The following is a 26,497-nucleotide window of genomic DNA, read 5'->3' as shown; positions in this document are numbered from 1 at the left end:
GCCGGGGGGTGTCCGTCCTCGGTCCGGCGACTTTTGTTTCTCCGGTGCGTTCGGGTTGGTGTTTCGCCGGCCGCTGCGGGCGGACACCCCCCGGCACGTCCCCTCGCCGCCGTTGCGGGCGGACACCCCCCGGCACGTCCCCTCGCCGCCGTGGTGGGCGGACACCCGTCCCCTCGCCGCCGTGGCGGGCGGGCTCCCCCGGCACGTCCTCTTTGCCGCCGTGGGCGTCTGGGGCGCCGTGCGGGTGGTTCGTGTGGGGCGCGGTGGTCTGTGCGGGTGCCTGGTGTGTTTTCGCAGGTGAGGGGGGTGGTTGGTCTTGTCGTACGTGCGTTCGATGGTGGGGGTATGGTGGGGATGGAACGGGTGTTCGATTGGTTGAGTTGTTGGGAGGTGCTGGGGTGGCGTTCGCGCATCTGCGGGTCGTCTCCGGGTTCTCCCTGCGGTACGGGGCCTCGCATCCGGAGCGGCTTGCCCTGCGGGCCTCCGAGCGGGGGATGGATGTGCTGGCCCTTACCGATCGGGACTCGCTCGCCGGGGCTGTGCGGTTCGCCAAAGCCTGTGCGGGCAGTGGGGTGCGGCCCGTTTTCGGCGTTGAGCTGGGGGTCGCCGTCCCCGGTTCCGGGGGTGGCGGGGGGCGGCTCCGGGCTCCCGTGCGCGGGGGTGCCTTTGTCGACGAGTCGGCTCCTCGGGTGACCTTTCTGGCTCGGGACGGGGCCTTGGGGTGGGCTGAGCTCTGCCGGATGGTCAGCGCTGCTCATGCCGGGGGTGGGGGTACGCCGCTGGTGCCCTGGGATGCGCTTCGGGGAGAAGGGGTTGTCGTGCTGTTGGGGCCTGACTCCGATGTGGGGCGGGCTCTTGCCGCTGGGCGGCCTGACCGGGCCGGGCGGCTGTTGGGGGCCTGGCGGGAGGTTTTTGGGGACGCCCTGCGGGTCGAGGTCGTCTGGCACGGGGTGGAGGGGACGGGGAGCGGTTCCTTGCGGCTCGCTGCCCGGAGTCTTGGGTTCGCTGTGGAGCAGGGGGTCCGGCCTGTTCTCAGTAACGCGGTGCGGTATGCCGATCCGGGGCAGGGGCGGGTTGCCGATGTGCTGGATGCCGCTCGGCGGCTGGTGCCCATCGATCCCCGGAAGGGGCTTGATTCCGGGGAAGGCTGGCTGAAGGGGCCCGCGGAGATGTTCCGGGTCGCCGAGCGGGTGGTGGAGGCTGCCGGGTACCGGCGGGAGACGGCTGGGCGGCTGGTCGCCGAGACGCTTGCTGTCGCCGGGGAGTGTGTGGTCGATCCTGAGGATGATCTGGGGATCGGGAGTGTGCGGTTTCCCGAGGGGCGGCTCGTGGGGGCCGGGCGGCGGGGGGCTCAGCGGGCGCTTGCCTCCCGGGCCGTTGCCGGGATGGTGCGGCTCGGGTATTCCGGGCGGCGGGAGTACTGGGAGCGGATGCACGAGGAGCTGGAGATTGTCGGGTATCACGGGTATGCGTCTTATTTTTTGACCGTCGCTCAGGTGGTCGATGATGTGCGGGGGATGGGTATTCGGGTTGCTGCCCGTGGGTCCGGGGCCGGGTCTCTCGTCAATCATTTGCTGGGGATCGCTCATGCCGATCCGGTGGAGCATGGGCTGCTCATGGAGCGGTTTTTGTCACGGGAGCGGGTTGCGCTTCCTGATATTGATATCGATGTGGAGTCCGCTCGGCGGATCGAGGTTTACCGGGCTATTATCGGGCGGTTTGGGGAAGAGCGGGTCGCTACTGTTGCCATGCCCGAGACCTATCGGGTTCGGCATGCCATTCGGGATGTGGGGGCCGCCCTTTCCATGGACCCTGCCGAGATCGATCGGGTCGCCAAGGCTTTTCCGCACATCCGGGCTCGGGATGCTCGTGTGGCGCTTGCCGAGTTGCCCGAGCTGAAGGGGCTCGCGGGGGAGCAGGAGCGGTACGGGGTGTTGTGGGAGCTGGTGGAGGCGCTCGATGCCCTGCCGCGCGGGGTCGCCATGCACCCTTGTGGGGTTCTGCTGTCCGACTCCTCGCTGCTCCGGCGCACTCCGGTGATGCCGACCAGTGGGGAGGGGCTGCCCATGTCGCAGTTCGACAAGGAGGACGTGGAGGATCTCGGGCTGCTGAAGCTGGATGTGCTCGGGGTGCGGATGCAGTCGGCCATGGCGCATGCCGTCGCCGAGGTGGAGCGGGCTTCCGGGGAGCGGGTCGATCTGGAGGCTTTGCCCGCGGGGGATGCGGATACTTATCGGCTTATCCGGTCCACCGAGACGCTGGGGTGTTTTCAGATCGAGTCGCCCGGGCAGCGGGATCTTGTCGGGCGGCTTCAGCCTGACTGTTTCGGGGATCTGGTGGTGGATATTTCTTTGTTCCGGCCCGGCCCTGTTGCCGCTGACATGGTGCGGCCTTTCATCGAGGCTCGGCACGGTCGGGCGCCTGTGCGGTATCCGCATCCGGATCTTGAGCCGGCGTTGCGGGACACGTACGGGGTGGTGGTTTTTCATGAGCAGGTCATTGACATTTTGGCGGTCATGACCGGGTGCGGACGGGGAGAGGCCGATGCCGCGCGGCGGTTGCTCTCCGATTCCGAGGCTCAGGGGCGGGTGCGGGTGTGGTTCGCTCAGCGGGCCGAGGAGAAGGGGTACGACGCCGAGACCATTCGGCGGACCTGGGAGATCGTCGAGGCTTTCGGGTCCTACGGTTTCTGCAAGGCGCATGCCGTTGCGTTCGCTGTGCCCACTTATCAGTCGGCCTGGCTCAAGGCGCATCACCCGGCCGCCTTTTACGCCGGGCTGCTCACGCATGATCCCGGTATGTATCCCAAGCGGCTGCTCCTGGCCGATGCCCGGCGGCTCGGGGTGCCGATCCTGCCGTTGGACGTGAATGTGTCCGGGGTCGCTCACCGAATCGAACTGGTGTCTGGTTCAGGGGTGTGGGGGGTGCGGCTCGCCCTGGCCGATGTGCATGGGATCAGTGAGGCGGAGGCCGCGCGGATCGCGGAGGGACAGCCGTACGCGTCCCTGCTGGACTTCTGGGAGCGGGCGCGGCCCGGCAGGCCGCTCGCGCAGCGGTTGGCCCAGGTGGGGGCGCTGGACGCCTTCGGGGCCAACCGGCGTGACCTCCAGTTGCACCTGGCCGAGCTGCATCGGGGGTCCCGGGGCGGGCGTGGGGACCAGCTTCCGCTGGGCGGGGGGCGGCGGACCGCCCCTGCCGGGCTGCCCGATCTGTCGGACGCCGAGCGGCTCAGCGCCGAGCTGGGCGTGCTGTCCATGGACGTCTCCCATCACCTGATGGACGACCACCGGGGCTTCCTTGAGGAGCTGGGCGTGGTGTCGGCCCGGCGGCTGCGCGAGGCCCGGCACGGGGAGACCGTGCTGGTCGCCGGGGCCAAGGCGGCCACCCAGACCCCGCCGATCCGGTCCGGCCGGCGCGTCATCTTCAGCACCCTGGACGACGGCACCGGGCTGGTCGACCTCGCCTTCTTCGATGACTCGCACGACGTCTGCGCGCACACCGTCTTCCACTCCTGGCTGCTGCTGGTGCGCGGGGTGGTGCAGCGGCGCGGGCCGCGCAGTCTGAGCGTGGTCGGGTCGGTCGCCTGGAACCTCGCCGAACTCGCCGAGCTGCGGGCCGAGGGCGGGCTGGAGAAGGTGGCGGCCCGGCTGGCCGAGCCCGCGCCGGAGGCGAAGGCCGCGCAGGACGGGGCGGGGCGGTCGATCCGGATGTCCACCGGCTTCCAGATGCATCCCTGGGCCGACCTGCGCCCGGCCGGCCAGGAGGTGTCCGAGCAGGCGCCGTCCGCCATGCGGAAGTTGTGGCATCAGAGTCCGGGGAGTGCGGGATGACCATCCTCTGTGTGCGTTTTCGCCGCGCGGGCGAGGGCGGCGGGGAGTTGAAGCTGTCCGAACTGCTCGGGCTGCTGGAGGAGTTCACTCCCGTGGTGGAGGGGCTGCCGCCCGACGGGGCGCTGGCCGATCTGCGCGGGGCCGAGCGGTACTTCGGGCGCGGGCCGGTGGAGCTGGCCGCGCTGATCCGGGTGCGGGCCCTCGCCCGGTACGGGGTCGACTGCGTGGTGGGCGCCGGGCCGGGGCCGATGCTGGCCCGGATGGCGCTGCGGGAGGCCCGGCCGGGGAGGGTGTGCGCCGTTCCCGACGAGCCCGGTGCCGGCGCGGAGTTCCTCGCCGGGCTGCCCGTGGTCGCGCTGCCCGGTGTGGGCACGGCCACCGCCCGGACCCTGTGCGAGTACGGTCTTGACACCCTCGGGCGGGTCGCCGTCGCGCCGCCCGCCACGCTGCAGCGGCTGGTCGGAGCCAGGACCGCCCGTGAGCTGCGGGAGCGGGCCAACGGGGTGGACCGGGGGCGGGTCGTGCCGAACGCAGTCTCCCGGTCGGTGGCCGCCGAGCGGTCCTTCGGCACGGACGAGCTGGACACCGGCCGGCACCGGCGGGCGTTGCTGGCCGACGCCGAGGAACTGGGCGCGCGGCTGCGGGGGATGGAGCACGTCTGCCGCTCCCTGACGCTCACCGTGCGCTACGCCGACCGCTCCACCACGGTGCGCGGGCGCACCCTCGCCGAGCCGACCGCGCACTCGGCGGACCTCACCAGGGCGGCGTACGGCATGTACGAGGCGCTCGGGCTCCAGCGGGCGCGGGTGCGGGCGCTCGCCCTGCGCGCCGAGGGGCTGGCCCCGGCCGGAGAGGCCGCGCACCAGCTCACCTTCGACCCCGTGGACGAGAAGGTCCGCCGGATCGAGGAGGTCGCCGACCTGGCGCGGGCCAAGTTCGGACCCCGCGCGGTGATGCCCGGAACGCTCGCGGCCTGAGTTGCGCGAGTTGCGGGAGTTTCTGGTGGGATTCGGCGGCCCTGTGCCCCCTCGTGACGGTTCCTCAGTGTGCGGGGGCTTCTGAGGGCGGATGGAACTTTTTACCGACGCGTAACTTCACAGTTGCACTACTCGTCCGTAACTTGACGAGTGAACAGCATCCCGTGATCCGGATCACAGGGTTAGGCCGTGCACCTTCTCCCTTGAGCCGCAAGGAGATCACACGATGCTGCCCTGGAAGCGAGCGCTCAGACCGCTCGCCGCGCTGGTTCTGGCCGCCGCGCTCGCCACCGTTCCCGCCGCCACCGCCCACGCCGCTCCCAGCAGTGGCTGGAACGACTACTCCTGCAAGCCCTCCGCAGCCCACCCGCGACCCGTCGTCCTCGTCCACGGCACCCTCGGCAACTCCGTCACCAACTGGGTGTCGCTCGCTCCGTACCTCAAGGAGCGCGGCTACTGCGTCTTCTCCCTCGACTACGGGCAGCTCCCCGGCGTCCCCGTCTTCTACGGGCTCGGCCCGATCGACAAGTCGGCCGAGCAGCTCTCCGCCTTCGTCGACAAGGTGCTCACCGCCACCGGCGCCACCAAGGCCGATCTCGTCGGCCACTCCCAGGGCGGCATGATGCCCCGGTACTACCTGAAGTTCCTCGGCGGGTCCGCCAAGGTGAACGCGCTCGTCGGGGTCGCCCCCAGCAACCACGGCACCGACCTGAACGGCCTCACCAACCTGCTGCCGTACTTCCCCGGCGCCGAGGACCTCATCAGGTCCAGCACGCCGGCGCTGGCCGACCAGATCACCAACTCGGCCTTCATGACCAAGCTCAACGCGGGCGGCGACACCGTCCCCGGCGTGCACTACACGGTCATCGCCACCAAGTACGACGAGGTCGTCACCCCCTGGCGCACCCAGTACCTGTCCGGCTCCGACGTCCGCAACGTCCTCCTCCAGGACCTCTGCCCGCTCGACCTCTCCGAACACGTCGCGATCGGCATCTTCGACCGCATCGCCCACCACGAAGTCGCCAACGCCCTGGACCCGTCCCACGCCACCACGACCAACTGCGCGTCGGCTTTTAGCTGACGTGGCTCGGGGCCCTGCCCGGCCTGAGCCGCCCGGCAGGGCCCCGCGTTCGAGGGGTGTTCAGCGCGGGTTCCGGCCCGTCGCGCGCCGGCGCACCGAGAGGAACAGCGCGGCGGACCCGAGGGCCAGGGCGGCGGCGCCGCCGATGGCCGCGTACGAGGTGCCGGTGGGGGTGCCGGTCTCGGCCAGGGGGACCGAAGTGCCCTCCGGCTGAGGGGCGTTGGGGGTGTGGGGCACCGGCTTCGCCGAGGTGCTCGGGTCGTCGTCGCCGTGGCCGTGGTGCTCCACCGTGGAGCGGTCGGCGCCGGCCGCGATCTGGCGCTCCGAGGGGGCGGAGACGGTGGGCGTGGGGGCGGGGGCCGCCTTCGCGGACTTGGTGACCTCGGCCGTACCGGCCGGGGCCGCCGCTGCCGTGCCGCCGAAGTCGACGTCCGAGCAGGAGTAGAACGCCTCCGGGCTGTCCGAGCGCTGCCACACCGCGTACAGCAGGTGCCGGCCCGTGCGGTCGGGGAGCGTGCCGGAGAAGGTGTAGAAGCCGTCCGTGGCGACCGGGTCGGTCGACTTCGCCACCGGGTGGGCCAGGTCCAGGTCGGACCAGGCCGGCGGCTTCGCCGGGTCGTAGCCGGGCTTGGTGGCATAGACCTCGAAGGTGCCCTTGTGCGGTGCGGTCACCCGGTACTTGAAGGTGTACGCGCCGCTGTGCACGCCGGTCGCGGGCCAGTCGGCGCGGGCCAGGTCGAGGCCCTTGAACTCGTCGTTCCCCGCGCTGCACAGCTTGCCGTCGGGGATCAGCTCCTGGTGGCGGCCGCCCGCGTCGCCGATCCGGATGCCGTTCCAGTCGTACAGCGCCTGGGTGCCGCCCGCCGCCACCGCCGCCCGGCAGGCCGCCGACTTCGGGGACTCCGGGCCCTCCGCGAAGCACTGCGCGACCCGGCTGACCGGGGTGCCCATCGAACCGTGCGCGGACGCGGGTGCGGCGGCCAGCACGGTCAGGGTCAGCGGCGCCAGGCCGAGCGCGGCCGCGGTGACGGCGGCCCGCAGGTGGGGCACGCGCCGCCCGCGCGGGGTCGAGGGCGTGGCGAAGGGCATCGGAACTCCTCGGAACGGTGGGGCCGGCCGACTGCCGGAAAGGGGGCTGGTCCCGTGGGGGGACGGTCAGAAACTAGCCCCGTACGACGGCGGATCGACCGGCTCCGAGCCCCTGGAGCCGATCTTTATGGTCCGCTTAAGGCCGTGCTCAGACTGGGCTCAGGTCGCTACCGTGCCCGGTATGAACGATCACCCCGAAGTCCCGGTCCGCGTCGCCACGGCCGCCGACGTCCCCGCCGTCCGCGCGGTCACGGACGCCGCCTACCGCCCCTACATCGCGCGCATCGGTGTGGTGCCCCAGCCCATGGAGGCGGACCACATGGCCGACGTCGAACAGGGGTGTGTCTTCGTTGTGGGGGAGGTTGTGGGGGAGCCCATCACCGGACTCGTGGTCGTGCGCGCCCACCCCGACCACCTCTTTCTCGACAGCATCGCCGTCCACCCGGACGCCCACGGCCGGGGCATCGGCCGCAGGCTGCTGCGTTTCGTGGAGGCCCACGCCCGCGCGCTGGGACTCCCCGAGATCCGGCTGTACACCAACGCCCTGATGTGGGAGAACCAGCAGATCTACCCCCGCTACGGCTACGAGATGGTGGAACGCCGCGTCGACGGCCCCTACGACCGGCTCCACTACCGCAAGCCGCTGGAGCGGACCCTCGGCGCGGACGTCGACTGGGACGCCCAGGCCCCCGTCTTCGACGACGAACCGGATCACGGGCTGCGCGCGCCCGAGACACGGGCCGCGTGGGCCGGCCGGCTGCGGGGCTGGCTGCCCGCCCAGCCCTCGGACGTGCTCGACCTGGGCTGCGGCACCGGAAGCCTCGCGCTGCTCGCCGCCGAGCAGGGGCACCGGGTCACCGGGGTCGACGCCTCCCCGGCCATGGTCGAGCGGGCCCGCGCCAAGCTCGCCGGGCAGGACGCACGGGTCCTGCGCGGGGACGCGGCCGTGCCACCGGTGGAGGAGGAGGGGTACGACGTGATCCTCGTCCGGCATGTGCTGTGGACGCTGCCCCGCCCCGCCGGGGTGCTGCGCCACTGGCGCACCCTGTTGCGCCCCGGCGGACGGTTCGTGCTGGTCGAGGGCGTCTGGGGGAGCCTCTCCCCGGTCGGCATGCCCGTCGACGAGGTCACCGCACTGCTGGCCCCCCTCGCCGGGCGGATACGGGTGGAGCCGCTGTCCGACGACCCGGTGCTCTGGGGCAAGTCCGTCACCGGCGAGCGGTACGCGGTGGTGGCCGAGATCTGAGGCTCAGACCAGCCCCGTGAGCCCCTCCGCGCGGGCCAGCGCCTCCAGCTCGTCCAGCGCGGACCGCGCGGCGGCCGCCGCCTCCGGGTCCCGCCCGGCCAGCCCGCTCGCGGCGAACTCGTCCTCGTCCAGCCGGAGTACGTCCCTGCCGTCGCCGGAGACCCAGAGGTCCAGGTCGAGATCCTCCACGACGAGTTCGGCGCCGGACCGGACAGCGGGCCGGGTGATGTCGCAGTACCAGCCCTTCAGCGTGCCGTCCCCGGCGCGGACCTCCTTCACCGCGTACCAGCGGTCCCGCCAGTAGTGCTCGGTGAACACGTCGCCCGGCTCGAAGCGCACGAAGCCGAAGTCCCGCACGCCCTCGCCCGCCCAGGGGGCCCGCACGGAGACACGGGTGCCGTCGTCCGCGAGGAGCGTCGCCGGGTAACGGATCTTCGTACGGCCCGCTTTGACGAGGACGACCTCCAACTCACCCGATGTGTCAGCCGAGTTCGCGGACATACCGCACCTCCGTGGCGCAGAACTCGTAGCCGAGCCACTCGTTGATGGCGATCATCGGGCCGTTGCCCGCGTCGTTCCCGGTGAATGCCTCGGTGTGGCCGGCCGCGCGGGCCCGGTGCAGCGAGTGCAGCTTGGCGAGCTTGGCCAGGCCCCGGCCCCGGTGGGCGCGGGCGGTACCGGTCATGGCGGTGAAGTAGCGGGAGGCGCCGTCGGAGTAGGCCACGCTGAAGGCGACCGGACGGCCGTCCACCACCGCGACCACGGTCAGGTCGAGGTCCAGCAGCGGATGCTCCCAGGTCTCCGCCAGCCACGCCTCGTAGTCGGAGTAGGCGAGCGTGATGTCGCCGGGCTCGTCCGCCAGGGTCTCGGCGTCCAGTTCGAACAGCGGACGCGGGTCGGCCGCGAAGTCGGCGGCCGTACGCAGTTCCACCCCCGCCGGGGTCTGCGGGAGCGGCGGGAGGGTGCGGTGTGCCAGGTCGAGACGGAGGAAGCGGGCGGGGCGGCCGGCGCGGTAGCCGTGCCGTTCGGCGAAGCGCACGCTGGCGGGCTCGTCCTGCACCCAGGAGTACAGCCGGGTGGCGCCCAGCGAGGCGAGGTACTCCTCGGCGGTGGCGACCAGCAGATGCCCCGCGCCCCGACCGGTGCGATCGGGGCGGACGTGGACGTTGACGTACGCCTGTCCCGGCTCCGTGCTCTCGTGCGCCAGCGACACCTGCGCCGTGCCGATCACCTCGCCGTCCTCCTCCGCGACCAGCGAGCGGAACCGCGCGTCCGGGTGGCTCCGCAGCAGGACGTGCCGTACCGACTCGGGGGTGAACAGGATGTAGGGCAGTGCCAGCCGCCGGACCCGGGCGAAGCCCTCGGTGTCGGCCGGCACGTCGGGGCGCAGATCGCGCACGAGTACGGTCATGAGCAGGCACCGTACGGGCGGGGCCGCCGGAGTGCCTCTCATTTTCCGTCCCTCGTCCGCGCCGGGTGCGGGAGAATCGGCCCTGTGAGCCTGAAGATCCACCTTGATGACAGCGCGCCTTCGTACGAGCAGGTCCGGGCGCAGATCTCCGAGCAGGCGCGGGCGGGCGCCCTCCCGGCCGGGTACCGGCTGCCCACCGTGCGGGGCCTCGCGGAGTCCCTCGGCCTCGCCGTGAACACCGTCGCCAAGGCGTACCGGGCGCTGGAGGCGGACGGCGTGATCGAGACCCGCGGCCGCAACGGCACCTACGTCGCCGCCCCCGCCGCCACCCGCGAGGCGAGCACCGCCGCCCAGGCGTACGCCGAGCGCGCCCGCCGCCTCGGCCTCGACCACGACACCGCCCTGGCCACGGTCCACGACGCCCTGCGCGCCGCCTACGGCACCGACTGACCGGCGCTCACCGCCGAGCCCACGGCTCCGGGGTCCGCGTGACCTCCAGCCCCGCCAGGCGGGCCAGGGTGCCGAACTCGGCCGCGTCCTTGACCGCCGCGCCTCTGGGGTCGTTGTTGAAGTAGGCGTAGACGTTCTGGCCCTCCGGCCAGGTGGTGGCGATGCGGTCGACCCAGGACTGGAGGGCCTGGGTGCCGTAGCGGGGCCAGGGCTTGGCGCGGCCGCGGTGGAAGCGGACGTAGCCCCAGTCGGCGGTGCGCCACAGCGGGCCGGCCGGGCGGCCCAGCTCGTCGGCCCAGCACAGGGCGGCCTTGCGGGTCTCGAGCACCTCGCGGGTCTGCGGGGTCCACCAGGAGTCGTGGCGCGGCTCGACCGCCACCCGCGTCTTCGCCGGGAAGCAGGCGAGGCACGCGTCCAGCAGCGGGGGGTCGGCGCGCAGGGTCGGCGGGAGCTGGAGCAGCACCGGGCCGAGGTCCTCGCCCAGCCCCTCGGCGTGGCTCATCAGCCGGTGCACCGGCTCCTCGGGGTCCCGCAGCCGCTTGATGTGGGTCAGATAGCGGCTCGCCTTCACCGCCACCACGAAGCCCTCGGGCAGCCGCTCCCGCCACGCCTCGAAGTTCTCGCGGGTCGGCAGCCGGTAGAAGGCGTTGTTCAGCTCGACCGTGGCGAAATGCTCCGCGTACTCCTCGAGCCACCGGCGCACCGGCACGCCCGCCGGGTACAGCACGCCCCGCCAGCTCTTGTACTGCCACCCCGACGTACCGACGAACAGGGTCATGTGTCCATGAAAACATCCGCGCGCGGGCCGGGCGGGCGGAAGGACCGCGCGCACCGGAACGGCCCAGCCCAGGATGCGGACCCCCGCGATTACAGGTAAAGCCCCGCGTCCGCGCCCTCCCGCGCGCCCGGTACCGATGTCGGTGCCGTGCCCCGGCGCAGCGCGTACAGCTCGGCCAGGGTCGAACCCTCCCGGCCCAGCTCGCTGTGCAGCTCCGGGGCCTGGTCGCCGAGCCAGGTCACCGCCTCCGCGCGGGTCAGCGGACCCACCTCGATCCGGGCCAGACAGCGGCCGGGGCGGACCACGGCCGGGTGCAGCCGCTCCAGGTCCTCGTTGGTGGTGACCCCCACCAGGACGTTGCGGCCCTGGCCCAGCAGCCCGTCGGTCAGGTTCAGCAGCCGGGACAGCGCCTGGCCCGCGGTGTGCCGCGCCTCGCCCCGGATCAGCTCGTCGCAGTCCTCCAGCAGGAGCAGCCGCCAGCGGCCCTTGCCGGTGCCGTCCTCCTCGCCGATGGCGATGTCCATCAGATAGCCCACGTCGGAGAAGAGCCGCTCCGGGTCCAGTACGCAGTCCACCTGGCACCACTCCCGCCAGGACCGGGCCAGCGTGCGCAGCGCGGAGGTCTTGCCGGTGCCCGGCGGGCCGTGCAGCAGCAGGAGCCGGCCCGCGATGTCCTCCGGGGTCGTCTTCATCAGCCGGTCCATCGCCTGGGCCACCGGCGCGGTGTAGTTGGACCGCACCTCCTCCCAGGTCCCGGCCGAGATCTGCCGGGTGGTGCGGTGCGGACCGCGCCGGGGCGAGACGTACCAGAAGCCCATCGTGACGTTGTCCGGCTGCGGGGCGGGCTCGTCGGCCGCGCCGTCGGTGGCCCGGCCCAGTACCTCCTGGGCCAGCTCGGCCGTGGTCGCGGTCACCGTGACATCCGCGCCCCGGTTCCAGCGGGAGACCAGCAGGGTCCAGCCGTCGCCCTCCGCGAGGGTCGCGCTGCGGTCCTCGTCGCGGGCCACCCGCAGCACCCGGGCGCCGTCGGGCAGCAGGGTCGCCCCGGAGCGGACCCGGTCGATGTTGGCCGCGTGCGCGTACGGCTGCTCACCCGTGGCGAAACGGCCGAGGAACAGCGCGTCGACGACGTCGGAGGGCGAGTCGGAGTCGTCGACGTTCAGCCGGATCGGCAGCGCGTCGTGCGGGTTCACAGACATGCCGCCATGATCGGGCACCGGCGCACCGCGCGCACGGCAATTCCGCCGCTTGTCCCCAGGTGTTCCCAACTCGCGCCCGACGCCGGGTTTCCGCCGTTACTGTGGAGCTGATGGGCAGTCATCGGTGGTACACGGGGGCACGGAGGTGGCGGCTCACCGCCCTGCTCGGCGTGTGCGTGACCGCGCTGGCCCTGCTGGTGACCCTCCTGAACACCCTCCCCGGACGCGGCGCCGGCCTAAGCGGCACCACCCGCGACGGCGACCGGGCGCACGGCACGCCCGTCGCCCCCGCCGGCCCCGTCCGCCCCGATGTGGGCTGGGGTTTCACCCACACCCAGTACAGCGCCGACCAGGGCGGCGGCAGCGACCGCGTGGCCCGGCTGATCAAGGGCGACGGCGGACTCCCGCAGGACCAGGCCGTCATGGGCTGGGGCGCCGACAACCCCGAACCGGTCAAGGGGCACTACGACTTCGGGGCGCTGGACCGCCGTATCGACTTCATCCGGGCCTCCGGGAGCACCCCCGTCATCACCCTGTGCTGCGCCCCGGACTGGATGAAGGGCGGCCGGTCCGGCGTCGGCGCCACCGACTGGAGCCAGGACGCGCTGGAGCGGGCGCCCGACCCGGAGCACTACCAGGACTTCGCCGACCTCGCCGCGACCGTCGCCCGCCGCTACCCCGACGTACGGCACTTCGTCGTCTGGAACGAGTTCAAGGGGTTCTGGAACGAGGCGAAGGGCCGCTGGGACCACGAGGGGTACACCAAGCTGTACAACCTGGTCCGGGCGGCGCTGAAGAAGGCCGGCCCCGACAACCTCGTCGGCGGGCCCTATCTGCCCATGGACAGCGTCGACCCCCGCGCCACCGACGCGTCGTCCCAGCTCCGCGGGCCCTGGGGCGCCATGGACCAGCGGGTGCTGGACGCCTTCGACTACTGGAACGCCCACAAGTCGGGCGCCGACTTCGTCGTGGTCGACGGCTCCAGCTACACCAACGACGACGAGCTGCTCCCCGACGAGTTCGCCGCCACGGCCAAGTTCACGGCCGTGGGGGAGTGGGTGCGCGAGCGCACGCACGACCTGCCGCTGTGGTGGGCGGAGTACTACGTGGAGCCCGCCGACTCCCAGGACCGCCGCGAGGGCTGGTCCGAGGACCGCCGGATCGCCGTGCACGCCACCGGACTGATCGCCATGGCGCGGGGCGGCGCCCGCTCCGGCTTCTACTGGAACCCGGAGAAGAAGAGCGGCGCCGACTGCCCCGGCTGCCTGTGGACCCCGACCGGCGACACCGACGGCGGCCGCGAACTGCCCATGTACGGCCTGCTCTCCCGCTTCAGTACGGCGTTCCCGCCCGGCACCCGCTACGAGCAGGTGTCCGCCACGCCCGGCCTCCGCGTGCTGGCGAGCCGGGACACCGTCCTGGTGGTGAACACCCTGGACCACCCGGTCACCGCCCGCGTCGACGGCAAGCGGTTCCGGATGCGCGGGTACGAGGTGAAGTGGCTGGAGCGCTGAGCCACTTCACCCGCCTCAGCCCGTCCTCGTCTCAGCTCATCGTGAGGAACCGCTGCACCAGCGAGGCCAGCACCATCGCCAGCAGCGGCAGCGCGAACCAGAACGCGCTCTGCGACCGCCGCAGCCCGCCCACGCTCGGCCGGCCCGCGACCCGGAGCACCTCACGCCCGGCCAGCAGCAGGATCAGCATCCCGGCGGCCAGTGCCCCCACCACCGACCACGGCGTCCAGGTGATCTGCGGCCCGATCGGACCGGGGTCCGGCTCGGGCACCGCCGCCGAACCGCCCCCGCGCAGCGCGTACACGGTCGCGTCCTCGTTCACCAGCACCTTGGACAGCTCCGCGCGGCCGTCCAGCGTGCGGGTCAGCCGGGACTCCCAGGACGCCGGGTAGCCCGCGTCCAGCTCCAGATAGCGGACCTGGCTCTCGTTGACGATCAGATACGAGTTCGGGCCCGCGTCCTTCAGCGACTTGACCAGCCCGGACACCAGCACCGGGTCGGGAGGCGCGAGCGTCGGCACGTACGTCACCCGCTCCATGTCCCGCGCGCCCCAGGCCAGCGCCGGAGTCACGTCGTCGACCGTGTCCGTGGTCAGCCACAGCAGCCGTACGGTCGGCTTGTCATGGGCGTACACCCAGTCCATCGCCGCGACCTCGCCGGGCCGGGTCCGCTCGAACGGCTCGTTGCCCCAGCGGGCCACCAGGAAACCGCCGATCAGCAGCAGCCCCGCCAGCAGCGCGGCCGGCGCGGCCAGGTTCACCCGGACCCGCTCCTTCGCACCGGTACGCGGGAACAGGGCGAGCGCACCGAGCAGGGCCGCCCCGGGCAGCGCGAACATGAAGACACGCAGCGCCATCTCACCGCCGTACGACTGCATGCCGAAGCCCAGGAACGGCACGAACGCCAGGACCGGCAGCGAACGTTCGCGGTAGCCGTGCTCGCGCCGCCGCCACCAGCCCCAGCAGGCCAGCGCCAGCACCGAACCGGCCAGCAGCACCCGCGTGTACAGCACCAGCTTGTGGGTCGAACTCCCGCCCTCGATACGGCCGGAGACCGACGTCGACACATTGCCGCCGACCCCGCCGAGCCCACCGAACAGCTCGTCGAAGTGCCCCGACCAGTACGGCTCCGCCATGAAGCCGACCCACACCGCCACCACCACCGCGAACAGCAGTGGCAGCCCGCGCAGTTCGCACCGGCGCAGCAGCACCAGGGCCGCGAGCACGCCCAGCATCACGAACGGGGTGAGCTGGTGGGCCGGGACGCAGGCCAGGAACAGGGCCATCAACACCAGGAGCAGTATGACCCGTTGGCGCCGGTCGGTGGGCTCCACCTCGGCCTCGCCGGGCCGGAACCGGGACCAGATCATGTGCGGGGCCCGGAACCACACCAGCAGCACCGCCACGAACACCAGGTACAGCAGATAGGTGAAGCCCTGCGGGGAGAAGTAGTCCTGCCCCACCCAGCCGCTCAGCGCGAACAGCCACACCCCGGCCCACCGCGCCCGCCAGCTCGCCCGGAGCGACCGGGTCAGCAGGAACATCGGTGTGAGGTAGGCGAGTTGGATCGCCGTCGGCCACCAGCGGATGACCTCGGTGAGGTCGGACACCCCGCACGCCTGGGCCGCGAACGCGGTGACCGCGAAGAAGCCCGGCCAGCTCCAGCGGGCGTCCAGATCGGGCACGGTCGCACCGGTGCGGTCGATGTAGTCCAGGAAGCCCAGGTGCTGCCAGGCCGTGGGGAACCTGGGCGCGCTCTCGATCACGGCGGGCAGCGCGTGCAGCGAGAACACCGTCGCCACCAGGGTGAGCAGCAGCAGCGCCCGGTGCTCGCGGCGCAGGCGGAGCAGCGCGGCGAACACCGTGACCAGCAGCGCGGCACCGGCCAGCGTCGGCAGCGGCAGCACCGAGACCAGACCGAGGCCGCCCATCCGGTCCAGGTCGGCGTCGGTCAGACGCAGCGCGGGGACCCAGTAGAGGACCAGTGCGGCGAGGAGGAGGGAGCCGAGTACCAGGCCGGTACGGGTGGGCTTGGGCGAGCGGCGTGCCCGGCGAGCGGGTGGGGGGTTTTCCGCCGGCGCGCGCTGCTCTTCCGGTGGAGCTACGGGCGGGGCCACCGACGGCACCGCTGCGAAGGGCGCGTCCACCTCATCCTTCTCCTTGACCCACGAGTTTTCCTTCTCCTTGACCCACGAGGGCGCCGGCCGGACCGCCTCGCGCGGACCCAGGTCGGCCAGGTCGCCGTCCGGAGCCGCGGTGACCGGGCCGGGCCGGATCACCCGCCACAGACGCGGCGCGGCGACGGCCACGATCACCGCCAGACTGGAGATCTCCGCGACACCCGCGCCGGTCAGCCCCATCCGGGGCAGGAGCAGCAGCGTCAGGCCCAGCACCAGCAAGCACAACAGCCCCTGCAACCAGGCGAGTCCGGCGGTCCGGCTCTCCGCCCGGAGCACCGCGAAGTACGTCTCCATCACCACCCGCAGCACCGCGCCGACCGCGAACCAGCGCAGCAGCGGGGTCGCCGCGTCCGCGTACCCCGCGCCGAACACGCCGAGAATCCACGGGGCGCCGACGAAGAGGACGCCCGCGACCGGCAGCATGATCCGGGCCATCCGCCTCAGTGCCGCACGGGTGTTGGCGGCCAGCCGCGCCGGGTCGTGCGAGCCCTCCACGGTGAGCGAGGCGCCCATGTTGATGGCGAGCAGGTTGGTCGTGCCGCCGATGGTGGTGGTGATGTAGAAGTACGCGTTGTCCTCGGCGCTGACCTGCGAGGCGATGATCACCGGGACGAGGTAGACCACCCCGAGCGAGAACAGTGAGCCGGTGTAGTCGCCGGCCAGGAACCGGCCGATCTCCCGCAGCGTCGGCGGATGCGCCCGCCCCTCGGTCGCCGCGGTGTGCCGGGGGACCAGCCGCCGGAACACCAGCCAGCCCAGCGGCAGTACCGAGGTGGCGATGGCCGCGACCCAGGACACGAAGACCCCGGCGGTCGGGATCGCCACCGCGAACGCCACCAGCAGTCCCAGCTTCACCGCCGAGAACACGGTGTTGCCCGCCGGCACCCACGGCGCGCTGCGCAGCCCGGTCAGCACCCCGTCCTGGAGGGTGAGCACGTTCCAGGCGACCACGGCCGCGACGAAGCCGAGCCCGGTCACCGGCCCGTGCAGGAACCGGTACGACGGCCCCCACACGTCCAGCGTCAGCAGGAACACCCCCGCCGCCACCGCCACCACCAGAGAACTTCCGGCGTAGGTACGGAAGATGAGCCGCGCGGTGGCGCGTCCGGCGACCGGGATGAAGCGGGCCAGGGCGCCGGTCAGGGTCACCGCGGTCAGCCCCGCGAGGAACTTCATCGCCGCGATGGCGGCCGAGCCCTGCCCGACCGCCGACTCCGAGTAGTAGCGTGCCGCCGCCAGCCAGAAGCCGAGGCCGAGGACGGCGGAGATGCCGGTGTTCAGCATCAGCGCGTAGGCGTTGCGGAACAGCGGACTGCCGCCGAACGCGCGGCCCAGTACGGGCAGTCGCGGGCGGCGCCCCGGCGCGGAGACGGCCGGGGCGGCCTCTTGGGCGGTGGTCGTGTCAGACACGGGAGCGGATGGCCTTCCGGCAGACCTGGCGTGCTCTTCGCACGAGTGCGTATCCCTTGGTGAGCGCACGGTCCTTGGCGAAGTCCCGTGCGATGGACCGTCCTTGCAGCAGCCGCTCGAACTCGCCCACCCCCGTGCTCCGCCGCACCGTGACCCGGCGCAGCGCGTACGGGCCCTGCCGGCGCCGGGCCAGCGCGTTGCCGACCGCCAGCGCCTGCGTGTACCCCGCCGCCCGCACCGCCTGGCGGACGCGACGGCTGGAGTAACCGTAGGGGTAGGCGAACGACAGCGGGCGCGCGCCCAGTTCGTCGGTGAGGATGCCGGTGCTGTGCTCCAGCTCGGCGGCGAGCGCGGCGTCGTCCAACTGGTCGAGCTGCGGGTGGCTGTGGGTGTGGCCGCCGATCTCCACACCGCTGTCGGCCAGTTCGCGCACCTGGCCCCAGTCGAGCATGGCGTCCAGGCCGCCCCCGGTGTCGTGGGGGCCCCTCAGCCAGCCGGTGGAGGCGAACAGGGTGGCCGGGAAACCGTGCTCGGCGAGCACCGGCAGGGCGTGCCGGTGGACGCCTTCGTAGCCGTCGTCGAAGGTGATCAGCACCGGCCGGGCGGGCAGCGGGCGCCGGTAGCGCCAGTGCGCCGCGAGCGCGGCGGTGGTGAGCGGGGTCAGGCCCAGTTCGCCGATGAGCGCCATCTGCTCCGCGAACGCCTCCGGCGCGACCGACAGCGCACGGGTCGCGTCGTTGGGCGCGACCGCCACCGCGTGGTACATCAGGATCGGTACGGCCGCCCCGGTCATCCGCCCACCTCCACCGGCGGCACCGCGAACCGGGGGCCGCCCCGCCGGGCCCGTACGCTGCCCACCAGGTAGCCGCCGGCCGCGCCGAGCACGCCCGCCACGATCGCCCCGGCCCGCCCCGCGCCGCCCGGCCGGGCGAGCACCGCGTCCCGCAGCCCGCGCGCGATCCCGGCGGGCAACACCCGTGTGGTGTACCGGCGTTCCGACTCCAGCCCCTTCGCCGCGCCCACACTGCGGGCCACCAGCGCCTTGGACAGGCCCTCGGCGTAGGTCCGGGTGCGGAAGTAGGCGAAGCGCTCGCGGACCTCCGGCACCCGGTGGTGGATCACCGCGCGGTCGTCGATGAGGAGCACGGCGTCCGGGCGGGCCCGGCTGATCCGGATGCACAGCTCCGTCTCCTCGCAGCCCAGCGGGCGCCGGTCGCCGTCCCGGCCGATCCCGGTGGCGAACCCGCCCGCCAGCTCGAACGCGCTGCGCCGGAAGGAGGCGTTGCCGCCCAGCACGTTGCGCACCCGGACCCGGCCGGGCGGCAGACCCCGGTAGGTGCAGCCCACCACCCAGTCGAACTCCTCCGGGAACCAGACCGGCCGCCGCCCCGACGCCCACACCGGCTCGGTCCGGCCGCCGACCGCCAGTACGCGCGGGTCGGCGTATCCCTCGGCGAAGCGGCGCAGCCAGTCCCGCTCGGCCACCGCGTCGTCGTCGAGGAACGCGATCACCTCGCCCTCGGACGCGGCGACCCCGGTGTTGCGGCCTGCTGACAGGCCGCGCGGACCGGCGTTGGCGAGCACCCGGACCGGGCCGGCCGCCTCCTTGTACTCGGCGGCCAGCCGTTCCAGCAGCGTGGGGTTGTGGTCCACCACCAGCAGGGTCTCCAGCGCCGGATACGACTGGGCGCGCACCGAGGCGACCGCCGCGAGGATGTCCTCCCAGCGGTCCTCGGTGTACACGCAGATCACAACGGAGACGGCCGGAGCGGTCAAGACGCCGCTCCCCGCCGGGAGTCCGCCAGCGGCGAGCGGCGGCCCCGGCGCAGCGCACGGCGGTTGGAACGCTCCTGGAGGATCACTCTGAGCACCCGCAGCCCGTCCCGCACGGCCCGCAGATTGCTGGTGCCGTGGATGCGGAGGTACTCGTGGCTGGGGATCTCCTGCACCTTCAGCCCGGCCTTGACCACTCTGATGTTCATCAGCGTCTCGACCTCGAAGCCGGTGCAGTCCAGGTCGATCTTGTCCAGGCAGTGCCGCCAGAAGGCGTTGTAGCCGTAGCAGAGGTCGGTGTAGCGGGCGCCGAACTTGCGGTTGACGACCGTGCACAGCGCCCAGTTGCCCAGCTTGCGGATCAGGGTCATGTCGTCGGTGCCGCCGCCGTTGGCGAACCGTGAGCCCTTGGCGAAGTCGGCGCCGGAGACCAGCGCGGAGACGTAGGAGACGATCTCGTTGCCGTCGGCCGAGCCGTCCGCGTCGACCATCACGATGATGTCGCCGGAAGCCGCCTCGAACCCGCTGATCAGGGCGTCCCCCTTGCCCTTGCCGCGCTGGGCGACCACCTTCACGTCCGGCCACAGCGAGCGGGCCACGTCCACGGTGTCGTCGGTGGAGTCGCCGTCGACCAGGACCACTTCGTGAATCCAGTCGGGCAGCGTCTTGAACACGTACGGCAGGTTCTCCGCCTCGTTCATGGCGGGGATCACCACGCTCACCGGCGGAGTGATCGCCAGGTGCGAGGAGATGGGCCGGTAGTGGGCCGCGAGCAGCGGTTCGCGGTCCGGACCCGGCGTGCGCAGAACAGAACTCATGACTGTGGTCCCTCTCGTCCGGTGGACCGCCCGCCCCTCGGGCGGCCCGGCTGTGTGTCCGGTTCGAAAGGGGGGTTCTCGTCCCTGGTCGCGGCACGGCGAAACGCGCTCCGGGCCGAAAGGACGAGCTGGCAAAGCTGACCGGGCCCCGAGCGTGCAAGGACCTCCGGTCGCGCGGCACGGCCCGGTCACCTGGTGCGGTCACCGAGCACGGCACCCCCCTACCGCGCCTCACCCCGGTATGTCACGGCCCCGAGCCCTCCCCTGAACCGTATGGCGACAGACCGATGCGGGTGAGATGTATGACGGTATTGACGATAGAAGCAGAATCGCAAGACCTGGACGTGGTCTCACGAATCAGTTGGTTTGGCCGTTACGGAACTTTGGCCTGTTTTACTCCCCTCCGGCGTCCCCTCTCGCGTCCGTCCCCGCGAACCCGCCCGCTGTGTCACGCGGGTGGCCAGGAGGATCAGCAGGCTGAGTGCGGTCACGGCGACGATGCCGCCGGTCACCGACCAGCGGTGCACGGTCAGCATGGCCTGGGCGACCAGCATGTCGAGCCCGACCGCCCCCGCGAGCGCGGCGATCAGCCGGCCGAAGGGGTCGAGTCCGCCGAGCGCCACGGCGATCGCCAGGGCGGGCGCGGCGAGCAGGAAGAGCAGTGCGCACGGTCCGCGCAGCGGTGAGCCGGAGTCCATGAGCGCGAGCAGCGCCCCGCACGCGGCGGTGCCGGTCGCGGCTCCGGCGAGCAGTGCCGGCAGGTCCCTCCCCGGGCCTCCCCGCGCCATGCCTTCACCCGCTGCCGTGGAGTCATCCGAGGTGGAGCCATCTGCCGTGGATCTGTTGCCAGTTGAGGACCACATGGGCCGACTTTGCCCCCCGACGCGCCGGATGCCGGGCTTCAATGTGGCCCAGCCGCTCCGAGGGCGTCAAGACGACCTCCGCCCGTGTTCCTCTTCCGGGGGATTGTGCCGGAACACCCCTGCGACTTGTGCTATGTGGCGGGGCGTCAGCGCAATCGACTGATCATGCTTGAGAACCGAAATTGTTTTGGCATGGACACTTCCCGTCAACGCGCGTAGCTGGTACCAAAGTTGTGGCAGAGATCCTGCTAAAGGGAGGTTCCATGAGACGTACCCGAATTGCGGCATACGTGGCTTCACTCCTCCTCGCCACCGGCTTCACCCTCGCCGGTGCCGGATCGTCGCAGGCCGCCACCGGCGGCTACGTGGCGCTCGGCGACTCCTACTCCTCGGGGGTCGGCTCAGGCAGTTACATCAGCTCCAGCGGCGACTGCGACCGCAGCACCAAGGCGTACCCCTACCTCTGGAACGCCGCGCACGGCCCGTCCTCCTTCGCCTTCAACGCCTGCTCGGGCGCCCGCACGGACGACGTCCTCGCGAACCAGCTCGGCTCGCTCAACTCCTCCACCGGCCTGGTGTCCATCACCGTCGGCGGCAACGACGCCGGCTTCGCCGACGTCATGACCACCTGTGTCATCTCCTCCGACAGCACCTGTCTGTCCCGGATCAACACCGCCCGCGCCTACGTCGACTCCACGCTGCCCGGCAAGCTCGACGCCGTGTACAACGCGATCAGCGCCAAGTCGCCCTCCGCCCGCGTGGTCGTCATCGGCTACCCGCGGTTCTACCTGCTCGGCCAGAGCTGCCTCGGCCTCTCCGAGACCAAGCGCTCCGCGATCAACAGCGCGGCCGACTACATGAACAGCGCCATCCAGAAGCGCGCCCAGGCCCACGGCTTCGTCTTCGGCGACGTCCGCACCACCTTCACCGGCCACGAGATCTGCTCCAGCAACTCCTGGCTGCACAGCGTCAACTGGACCAACATCGGCGAGTCGTACCACCCGACCGCGGCCGGACAGTCCGGCGGCTACCTCCCCGTGTTCACCAACGCAGCCTGACCCCCCACCGTCCACCAGGGTGACCCCGTCAACGCGAGCCGCACGGGATTCACTCGGACGAATGAAAAATCACGGTGTGCCGGAGGAAGAAGCGGAGGCCCCGTCCGACGGGGTCTCCGTCGCCTTGTCACACGTCACGGTGAACGGCACCTCGTCGGACGTGACCCGCTCCGGCTCGCGCACCTCCACGCTGATCGCGTTCTCCGACGTGCCGTCCTCGTCGGTCCGCACCGTCACCCGCGCCTGCTTCGTGTGCGCGCCGCCCTCCGGGAACGACAGCGTGCGCCACTCCTCGCCCTCGAACGAGCCGTGCCTCAGCTTCCACCGGTAGCGCACCTCGGCGGGCAGCCGTCCCACGGTGAACGTCGCGGTGAACACCGGTGACTCGGCCTCCGGCGGCGGGCAACTCCCCTGATACCGCGTGTGCGTACCGCTCAGCGACACCCGCACCGACTGCGCGGGCTCGCTGCTGCTCGGCGGGGCGCTGCTCCTCGATGCGGACGGGGACGGCTTGTCGCTGGTCGGCGTGGGGGAGCGGGGTTCGCCGGTCTTCGTGACGGTCGCGCTCGGGGTGCTCCCGCCCTCGTTCCGGTCGCCGTCGTCCCGGTGCAGCAGGGTGTACGTCAGCCCGGCCAGCGCGAGGACCAGGGCGAGCACGCCGACGACCAGGACGACACCCGCGCGCCGCTCACGAACCGGCGGACCCGGGTCGGGTTCGCCCTCCGGCAGCGGGACGGTCGGCGGGGGCGGCGGTACGTACGCGAGACGGGTCGTGGGCGCGCCCCCGGCCGCGATCAACCGCAGGTCACGCGCGGCCTGTTCGGCGGGCAGCCGCTCCTCGGGGTCCTTGCGGAGCAGACCCTCGATGACCGGGGTGAGGGGGCCCGCGAGCTGTGGCGGCGGCAGCGGTTCGTCCACCACGGCACGCAGGGTGGACAGCGGGGTGTCGTGGCGGAACGGGGAGCCGCCCTCCACCGCCGCGTACAGCAGCACACCCAGCGACCACAGGTCCGACTCGGGGCCCGGCGTACGGCCCAGCGCCCGCTCGGGGGAGAGGAATTCGGGCGAGCCGATCACCTCTCCGGCCATGGTCAGCGCCGAGCTGCCCTCGACCGAGGCGATCCCGAAGTCGGTCAGCACCACCCGGCCGTCGTCGGACAGCAGCACATTGGCCGGCTTCACGTCCCGGTGCAGTACGCCGACGTCGTGCGCGGCGCGCAGCGCGCCCAGCACCTCGGCGCCGACGCGGGCGGTCTCCGTCACGGACAGCGGGCCGGTCGTCTCCAGGATGTCGGCCAGCGAGCGACCGCGCACCAGCTCCATGACGATCCAGGGGCGGCCGCCCTCCATCGCCACGTCGTACACCGTGACCACATTGGGGTGGGCGACCCGAGCCGCCGCCCACGCCTCGCGTTCCAGACGGGCGTACATCCGCTCCACGTCCCCGGCGGGCAGCCCGGCCGGGGCGCGTACCTCCTTGACGGCGACCTCACGCTGGAGCACCTCGTCGTGGGCGCGCCACACGGTGCCCATGCCGCCCTCGCCCAGCGGGGACAGCAGACGGTAACGGCCGGCGATCAACCGATCGCGTCCCGGCTGTTCTGACACGGGCTTCCCCCCATGGCACGTCGCGCGAATCCTGAACAACGTAGCTCAGCCAAGAGCGCTTGCGACCCCCTTGAGCATCAATCCGGCGCCCAGCACCAGCACGGCCAGCGCGGAGGCCAGGGGGATCGTGCGGCGGAGCAGGGTGGCGAGGGGGTGGGTGCGATGGGCCGGGCTCCGGTCCAGGAGTCGGCCGGCGACCGAGCCGAGACGGACCACGGCGAAACCGGCCGCGGTGAGGGTCAGGGCCAGGCCGATGCCGTACGCGACGACGAGGAGGAGGCCGAACCATGCCTGGCCCAGGGCGGCGGCACCTACCAGGACGACCACGGCGGAGGGGCTGGGGACGAGGCCGCCCGCGAAGCCCAGGAGCAGGGTGCCTTTGAGGGTGGGGGCGGTGGGGTGGGAGTGGGTGTGGCCGCCGTGGGTGTGGGTGTGGGTGTGTACGTGGGGGTGTGGGTGGGTGTGGTCGTGGTCGTGTGGGCGGGAGTGTGGGTGGTGGTGGTCAGTTACATGGGGGGTTTCTCCGTGTGCGCCTGACACATGTGCGCCTGGCACATGGGGGCTTGGCACATGTGGACTGTGTACATGTGGGCTCGGCATACGTGGCGCCGCGCCATGGTGCGCATGCACATGTGCCTCCCCACCATCACCCCCACCGACCAGCGCCAGAACCCGCCCCTCCTCTCCCTCCTCTCCCTCCGCCTCCGTCTCGCCGGCCGGCACCTGCACATGCGTAACCCCCGCCTGAACCACCCGCCCCCGCCAAGCCCGCCGTACGAGATTCACCCCCGCCCCGAGCACCAACGCCCCGCTGGCCACCCCCAGCCACGCCACCACCGACGGCGTCGCCGCGGAGCCGGCCGTCACCAGGAGTCCCAGCGCGACCACCCCGAGGGTGTGGGTGACGGTGACCGAGGCGGCCAGCGGGAGCACGTCCCGCAGCCGGGCCCGGCCGCCCCGGGCAGCCGCGGCGGCGGCCATCAGCGTCTTGCCGTGCCCCGGTGCCAGCGCGTGGGCCGCGCCCAGCCCGACCGCGATGAGCAGGGCGAGCGTGGCGAAGCCGAGGGTGAGGTCACGCCGGGCGACCAGGTCGTCGAGGGCCTGGGTCCAGCGGTCGGCGCCGCGCGGGAGTACCGAGGCGCCGGGCGCTTCCCGTTCCTGGGCGAGCGCGGCCCCGCCGGGCCGGAGCGTGAGCCGGGCGGTGGAGGTGTCGGCGGGGGAGGAGAGCAAGCCGGCCGGGTAGGTGGTGAGTTCACGCGAGACCGACTCGCGCGGCACGTCGGACCGGCTCAGCGTCATCCGGTCGCCCCGCGCCGTGATCTCCCGCCATCCCGGCCCGGCGGACACCCCGGCGCTGCGGAAGCCGACGTCCACCGTCGCACCCTTGGGCAGCGGGGCCGACTCCGCGCACTCCAGCCGCAGGGTGTCCAGCCCCGCCTGCCCCGGCCGCAGCCCGGCCCGCGCGGCCGACACCGTGAGCGTGACCCGGCGCCCGCCCACGGTGACCTCGCTGCCCCGCGCCGCCTCGGCACAGCGCGCCTCGGCCCAGCGGGCGGTGCCGAGCCGCTGAAGCTCCGGCTTGGCCTGGGTCGCCGGGATCTCCGCGAGGTCCTCGACATGGGTGACGTGGAGCCTGCCGGGGGCGGCGACCAGGCCGTCGTACCGGTTGACGGTGAAGTTGCCCAGGGGATGCGCGTCCGCGGCCGGGGCGGAGCCCAGCAGCATGGCGCAGGCGCCCGCGAGGACGGCGAGGGAACGGCGGAGCCTCACTTGGCGCCCTCCAGTGCCTTACGGGCCTCGGCGGCACCGAGCGGGGAGAAGCCGGGGTTCAGCTTCAGCGCCGCCGCCAGCGAGGCCCGGCCCTCCTTCGCGTGACCGGTGGCGAGTTCGACGACGCCCCGGTGGTAGAGGAAGGACGCGTTGCGGTAGCCGGTGGCGGTGGCCTCGCGGGCGGGCGCCAGCGCCTCCGCGTCGTGGCCGTTGACGTGCAGCGCCCAGGCGAGGGCGTCCGCCGTGTGCACGGTGTGCCGGCGGGCCCACTCGGTGCGGGCCGCGCGCAGGGCGGCCGCCTTGTCACCGTGGTCGGCGGCGGCCAGCGCGGTGTCGAGGTCGGCGTTCACGCCGTTGGCACGGGCCAGAGCGATCCACGCCTGGACCAGCGTGTACTGCCGGCGGGCCTTCTCCCGGTCACCCGCGCCGCCGCGTGCCTCGTACAGTTCCCCGAGCGCGACCAGTGAGGTGGGCAGCGGGGCGCGGGCGACGACGGCCTCAAGTCCCTTGATCGCGTCGCCCCGTCGGCCACTCGCCGCCTGGGCGCGAGCCCGGCCCTCCAGGGCGGGGAGGTAGCTGTCGTCGGCGGTCAGGGCGCGGGCGTACTGGGTGAGGGCGGTCTTGTAGTCGCCCTGGTTCCAGGTGAGTTGGCCGAGCTGGGTGGCCACGTAGGCGATGTCGCCGGGGGAGGTCGCGCCGGTGAGAGCCTGCTGGAGGACGCGCCGGGCCGTGGTGACGTCGCCGCGCAGCTCGTGCACGTAGGCGTACCGGGTGAAGACGGGGGTGCCGGGCTTGCGGGCGTCGGCGGTGTCGGCGGCGCGTGCGGCCTCCGCGTACCGGCCGAGTTCGACCAGGGCGTCGATGCGGGAGCACAGGGCGCGTTCGTCGTAGGGGTTGTGCTTCAGGACGCGGTCGGCGTCGGCGAGGGCGCCGGTGAAGTCGTGGCGGGCCGCGGCGAGGGCGGCCTGTGCGGCCACCGCCCGGTCGTTGCCGGGGGCGAGCGCGAGGGAGCGCTTCAGGGCGGCCCGCGCCTGCGGGTACCGGGCCGGGTCGCCCTTGGTGCGGGCCTGCTCCACGTAGGCGAGGCCGAGCGTGGCCCAGCCGTCGTGGTCCTTCGGCTGCGCCTTCAAGTGGCTCTGGAGCGCGGCGACGGCCGCGTCCGGGTCGGCGCCCGCCGGCGCGCCGGGGGCCAGGGCGGCCGGGACGGCGGCCGGCTCCGGCCGCCCGCCGTCCCGCGCGGCCCCGAAGGCGACAGCGCCACCGGTCAGCGCGACCGCCAGCAGGGCGGCGGACGCCACCCGCCACGCCGTCCGGCGGCGGCCCTGACCGCGACCGTCCGGCGTGCCGCCGTTCTGCTCGTCACTACTCGTACGCGGGCCCATCGCCCTCTCCTGGTTCGCCTGATGGTGGTCGGGAAGACCGGCGCGGCCCGCCGTGGGGGAA

At 72.6% G+C, this 26,497-nt stretch carries 20 protein-coding genes and 1 pseudogene; 8 read left to right on the top strand and 13 right to left on the bottom strand.

Annotated elements, in window-relative coordinates:
- Positions 1–398 precede the first annotated feature (398 nt).
- The 3 genes from ACZ3HQ_RS26750 (at position 399) to ACZ3HQ_RS26740 (ending at position 5,888) form a co-directional block, all read left to right on the top strand.
- Positions 399–3,830 carry a DNA polymerase III subunit alpha gene (locus ACZ3HQ_RS26750; protein WP_467514694.1) on the top strand — a complete coding sequence of 1,144 codons (3,432 nt, stop codon included), beginning with the start codon at positions 399–401 and terminating at the stop codon, positions 3,828–3,830.
- The gene (locus ACZ3HQ_RS26745; RefSeq protein WP_467514692.1) at positions 3,827–4,807 is read left to right on the top strand and encodes a DNA polymerase Y family protein; all 981 of its coding nucleotides are present in this window, start codon (positions 3,827–3,829) and stop codon (positions 4,805–4,807) included. Before ACZ3HQ_RS26750 ends, ACZ3HQ_RS26745 begins: the two co-directional genes overlap by 4 nt.
- A 226-nt stretch (positions 4,808–5,033) precedes the next feature.
- Positions 5,034–5,888 (top strand): esterase/lipase family protein, encoded by an 855-nt coding sequence (locus ACZ3HQ_RS26740; protein ID WP_467514690.1) that lies wholly within the window; start codon positions 5,034–5,036, stop codon positions 5,886–5,888.
- Between the two features lie 60 nt (positions 5,889–5,948).
- Here ACZ3HQ_RS26740 and ACZ3HQ_RS26735 read toward each other — a convergent pair whose 3' ends face one another.
- Positions 5,949–6,977 carry a lytic polysaccharide monooxygenase auxiliary activity family 9 protein gene (locus tag ACZ3HQ_RS26735; protein ID WP_467514689.1) on the bottom strand — a complete coding sequence of 343 codons (1,029 nt, stop codon included), beginning with the start codon at positions 6,975–6,977 and terminating at the stop codon, positions 5,949–5,951.
- Between the two features lie 181 nt (positions 6,978–7,158).
- Between ACZ3HQ_RS26735 and ACZ3HQ_RS26730 the strand changes: the two are divergent.
- Together ACZ3HQ_RS26730 and ACZ3HQ_RS26725 are read left to right on the top strand one after the other, a co-directional pair.
- Positions 7,159–7,623 (top strand): annotated as a pseudogene (locus ACZ3HQ_RS26730) (GNAT family N-acetyltransferase); the annotation flags it as partial.
- Positions 7,621–8,223, top strand: coding sequence for a class I SAM-dependent methyltransferase (locus tag ACZ3HQ_RS26725; protein WP_467514788.1), 603 nt, complete (start codon positions 7,621–7,623; stop codon positions 8,221–8,223). The pseudogene ACZ3HQ_RS26730 and the gene ACZ3HQ_RS26725, both read left to right, overlap by 3 nt.
- Before the next feature lie 3 nt (positions 8,224–8,226).
- On the opposite strand, the gene ACZ3HQ_RS26720 is transcribed toward ACZ3HQ_RS26725, so the two are convergent.
- Complete coding sequence (locus ACZ3HQ_RS26720) at positions 8,227–8,724, bottom strand: ribonuclease FAU-1 family protein (RefSeq protein ID WP_467514687.1); 498 nt, start codon at positions 8,722–8,724, stop codon at positions 8,227–8,229.
- Positions 8,705–9,634, bottom strand: a complete 930-nt coding sequence (locus ACZ3HQ_RS26715) for a GNAT family N-acetyltransferase (protein WP_467514686.1) — start codon at positions 9,632–9,634, stop codon at positions 8,705–8,707. The genes ACZ3HQ_RS26720 and ACZ3HQ_RS26715 overlap by 20 nt, the downstream gene beginning before the upstream one ends.
- A gap of 84 nt (positions 9,635–9,718) precedes the next feature.
- Between ACZ3HQ_RS26715 and ACZ3HQ_RS26710 the strand changes: the two genes are divergently transcribed.
- Positions 9,719–10,084 (top strand): GntR family transcriptional regulator, encoded by a 366-nt coding sequence (locus ACZ3HQ_RS26710; protein ID WP_467514684.1) that lies wholly within the window; start codon positions 9,719–9,721, stop codon positions 10,082–10,084.
- Positions 10,085–10,091: 7 nt separating this feature from the next.
- Here the strand turns inward: ACZ3HQ_RS26710 and ACZ3HQ_RS26705 are convergent, their stop codons facing one another.
- Both ACZ3HQ_RS26705 and ACZ3HQ_RS26700 read right to left on the bottom strand, forming a co-directional pair.
- Positions 10,092–10,862 (bottom strand): DUF72 domain-containing protein, encoded by a 771-nt coding sequence (locus tag ACZ3HQ_RS26705; protein ID WP_467514682.1) that lies wholly within the window; start codon positions 10,860–10,862, stop codon positions 10,092–10,094.
- 89 nt (positions 10,863–10,951) lie between these two features.
- The gene (locus ACZ3HQ_RS26700) at positions 10,952–12,061 is read right to left on the bottom strand and encodes a DUF5925 domain-containing protein (RefSeq protein WP_467514680.1); all 1,110 of its coding nucleotides are present in this window, start codon (positions 12,059–12,061) and stop codon (positions 10,952–10,954) included.
- A 110-nt stretch (positions 12,062–12,171) separates the two neighbouring features.
- Here ACZ3HQ_RS26700 and ACZ3HQ_RS26695 point away from each other — a divergent pair, with 110 nt between their 5' ends.
- Positions 12,172–13,575, top strand: coding sequence for a GH39 family glycosyl hydrolase (locus ACZ3HQ_RS26695; RefSeq protein ID WP_467514678.1), 1,404 nt, complete (start codon positions 12,172–12,174; stop codon positions 13,573–13,575).
- Positions 13,576–13,606: 31 nt separating this feature from the next.
- On the opposite strand, the gene ACZ3HQ_RS26690 is transcribed toward ACZ3HQ_RS26695, so the two are convergent.
- The 5 genes from ACZ3HQ_RS26690 to ACZ3HQ_RS26670 all read right to left on the bottom strand — a co-directional run bounded on the left by ACZ3HQ_RS26690 (position 13,607) and on the right by ACZ3HQ_RS26670 (position 20,543).
- Positions 13,607–17,164: a lipopolysaccharide biosynthesis protein gene (locus ACZ3HQ_RS26690; RefSeq protein WP_467514676.1), complete on the bottom strand. Its 3,558-nt coding sequence runs from the start codon at positions 17,162–17,164 to the stop codon at positions 13,607–13,609.
- A complete protein-coding gene (locus tag ACZ3HQ_RS26685; RefSeq protein WP_467514674.1) occupies positions 17,157–17,957 on the bottom strand; it encodes a polysaccharide deacetylase family protein in 801 nt (266 codons plus the stop codon). The genes ACZ3HQ_RS26690 and ACZ3HQ_RS26685 overlap by 8 nt, the downstream gene beginning before the upstream one ends.
- On the bottom strand, positions 17,954–18,940 hold the full coding sequence (locus tag ACZ3HQ_RS26680) for a glycosyltransferase family 2 protein (RefSeq protein WP_467514672.1): 987 nt from the start codon (positions 18,938–18,940) through the stop codon (positions 17,954–17,956). Before ACZ3HQ_RS26680 ends, ACZ3HQ_RS26685 begins: the two co-directional genes overlap by 4 nt.
- A complete protein-coding gene (locus ACZ3HQ_RS26675; protein WP_086690361.1) occupies positions 18,937–19,755 on the bottom strand; it encodes a glycosyltransferase family 2 protein in 819 nt (272 codons plus the stop codon). The genes ACZ3HQ_RS26680 and ACZ3HQ_RS26675 overlap by 4 nt, the downstream gene beginning before the upstream one ends.
- A 350-nt stretch (positions 19,756–20,105) precedes the next feature.
- Positions 20,106–20,543 (bottom strand): hypothetical protein, encoded by a 438-nt coding sequence (locus ACZ3HQ_RS26670; protein ID WP_467514669.1) that lies wholly within the window; start codon positions 20,541–20,543, stop codon positions 20,106–20,108.
- Between the two features lie 338 nt (positions 20,544–20,881).
- Between ACZ3HQ_RS26670 and ACZ3HQ_RS26665 the strand changes: the two genes are divergently transcribed.
- Entirely contained in the window at positions 20,882–21,676 is a 795-nt protein-coding gene (locus ACZ3HQ_RS26665) for an SGNH/GDSL hydrolase family protein (protein ID WP_467514668.1), read from the top strand.
- A 69-nt stretch (positions 21,677–21,745) separates the two neighbouring features.
- Here ACZ3HQ_RS26665 and ACZ3HQ_RS26660 read toward each other — a convergent pair whose 3' ends face one another.
- The 3 genes from ACZ3HQ_RS26660 to ACZ3HQ_RS26650 form a co-directional block, all read right to left on the bottom strand.
- Positions 21,746–23,257, bottom strand: a complete 1,512-nt coding sequence (locus ACZ3HQ_RS26660; protein ID WP_467514666.1) for a serine/threonine-protein kinase — start codon at positions 23,255–23,257, stop codon at positions 21,746–21,748.
- A gap of 72 nt (positions 23,258–23,329) precedes the next feature.
- The gene (locus tag ACZ3HQ_RS26655) at positions 23,330–25,009 is read right to left on the bottom strand and encodes a nickel transporter (RefSeq protein ID WP_467514786.1); all 1,680 of its coding nucleotides are present in this window, start codon (positions 25,007–25,009) and stop codon (positions 23,330–23,332) included.
- Positions 25,010–25,050: 41 nt separating this feature from the next.
- Complete coding sequence (locus ACZ3HQ_RS26650; protein ID WP_467514664.1) at positions 25,051–26,436, bottom strand: tetratricopeptide repeat protein; 1,386 nt, start codon at positions 26,434–26,436, stop codon at positions 25,051–25,053.
- Between the last annotated feature and the right edge of the window lie 61 nt (positions 26,437–26,497).

Source organism: Streptomyces sp. NPDC018263 (assembly GCF_055562575.1).
The sequence above is the reverse complement of the archived record's forward strand: the minus strand, read 5'-3'. Positions and strand labels throughout refer to the sequence as shown.